Raw genomic sequence first — 1,804 nt, 5'->3', positions numbered from 1 at the left:
GGCCGGGTGACGATGGTTCACCCGGCCCGCACCAACCGCCCGAAGCCGTACCGGAGGTGCCGTGGCTCACGAGACCGACCGACCGGGCTGCTTCGACGCCCGTATCGCCGGCACCGGCGACTGTCCAGCACCCTTCCGCTCCGCATCCCGACCACGTCCAGCCGCCCGCAGCATGCCGAGAATCGCAGCCACCCACCGTGTCGCGGCGCCGCCGAGTTCCCGGCCATCGCGGAACACCTGCGCCACCACGACATCCAGCTCGAACTCCTTTCGGACCTGGCCCGGCATGCCGACGGGCAACCTCACTACGACGCCGCCGCGATGCTCCTGTTGCGTCACCACGGTCATGGGGAAGGAAAATCTGTTCACATCGAGTGAGTGAGCAGGGACTTCGGCACGGTACAAAGGACGTATGCCGGAGCGTGAGAGCCCCGCGGGGGCGATGGACGATGTTGACGTGGTGACCCGTGCGGTGCTGAACGCGTCGCGACTGCTGGTGGCGCTCTCCGCCCGCTCCCTCGCCGAGGTCGAGGAACGCGTGACGCTTCCGCAGTTCAGAATGCTCGTGGTGCTGTCCACACGCGGGGCCACCAAGCTGGTCGCGCTCGCCGACCTGCTCCAGGTGGCGCCCTCCACCGCGATGCGGATGGTGGACCGGCTGATCGCGGCCGGGCTGGCCGACCGGCACCTCAACCCCGACAACCGCCGCGAGACCCTCCTGCAGCTCACCGAGGAAGGCCGGCGCACGGTCGAGGACGTCACCGCCCGACGGCGCACCGAGATCACCGCGATCGTCGAACGGCTCACGCCGGTGCAGCGCCTGGCGCTCATGGAGGCCCTCGCCGCCTTCAACGAAGCCGGGCGAGAGCCCTCGGTTCCAGCGCTCGACGACGCGGAGCCGCACCCGCTGGGCTGGGCGTTGGACCTCCCGATGGCCCGCGACGCCTGACCCGGGTGTCGTCATCGACGCGCTCGCCGTGGAGGCCGGAGCGTCCCGGTCAGGTCCCTGAGACCCGCACCTCGCTGTCCACTCGGCTGTTTACTCGCCGGTCGGGCTGGGAGCGGGTACCGGCGAACTGGTGTTGACATCCAGGTCCGGGCGCGGAGTGAGGACGACGACCGGGGAACCGGGCTGGGGTGCGGGCGGGGTGAGCTCGACCTTGGGGAGCTTGGGCGGTGCGGTCTGCTGGAAGTTGACCTGGTCGTAGTTGACCAGGCCGGTGTCCTCCAGGACCGTGATGTGGTCCAGGACCGTGTCGTTGGACAGGTCGGCGAGCTGGCGGACCAAGGTGTTCTGGGTACTGGCGCGGATTTTGGCGATGGTCGGGAAGATCTGACCGTGGGTGACCCGCATGATGCCGACCGCGGTGGAGTCGAACTCCTTGCCGGTCTTGGAGTCCACCGTCGCCACGAATTGCTGCTGCTGAGGACTGGCCTGGTTCGGCAGGGTGATGTTCAGCTCGGGGGCGATCTTGCGGCACATCTCGTCCAGCCCGGCATGGCCGACGATCAGGTGCTCGCCTGCCGTTTTCATCTCCTTCGTGGTGCCCCGCTGCATGGTCATCTCCCCCAGGGGGTACTCCCACAGGCCGGCCGCGCGGACTTTGACGACGAAGTCGCGATCGGCCTCGGTCAGGGGACCGTACGGGGTGTTGGCTATGACGCGGGACGTGTTCGTCGTCGTGTTCTCGATGCCGAGCATGGCGGGGTGCACGATGGCGGCCCTGCGCTCCAACGACCGGGGCCGCGACAAGCACCGGCACGCGGGCACGCTGTTCCTGGACAACCCCATCGGGCGCGCCAA

3 protein-coding genes are annotated in these 1,804 nt (G+C 68.8%); 1 reads left to right on the top strand and 2 read right to left on the bottom strand.

Going from position 1 to position 1,804, the window contains the following annotated elements:
* Positions 1 to 66 precede the first annotated feature (66 nt).
* On the bottom strand, positions 67 to 348 hold the full coding sequence (locus tag AB0I18_RS51980) for a hypothetical protein (RefSeq protein WP_363112881.1): 282 nt from the start codon (positions 346 to 348) through the stop codon (positions 67 to 69).
* Between the two features lie 64 nt (positions 349 to 412).
* Between AB0I18_RS51980 and AB0I18_RS51975 the strand changes: the two genes are divergently transcribed.
* A complete protein-coding gene (locus AB0I18_RS51975) occupies positions 413 to 949 on the top strand; it encodes a MarR family transcriptional regulator (protein WP_363112880.1) in 537 nt (178 codons plus the stop codon).
* A gap of 90 nt (positions 950 to 1,039) precedes the next feature.
* Here AB0I18_RS51975 and AB0I18_RS51970 read toward each other — a convergent pair whose 3' ends face one another.
* Positions 1,040 to 1,771 (bottom strand): DUF4142 domain-containing protein, encoded by a 732-nt coding sequence (locus AB0I18_RS51970; RefSeq protein ID WP_363112882.1) that lies wholly within the window; start codon positions 1,769 to 1,771, stop codon positions 1,040 to 1,042.
* Positions 1,772 to 1,804 lie beyond the last annotated feature (33 nt).

It is taken from the genome of Streptomyces sp. NPDC050704 (assembly GCF_040654355.1).
Lineage (GTDB): Bacteria > Actinomycetota > Actinomycetes > Streptomycetales > Streptomycetaceae > Streptomyces.
Note: the sequence above shows the minus strand (reverse complement) of the source record. Positions and strands in the feature narration are given on the sequence as shown.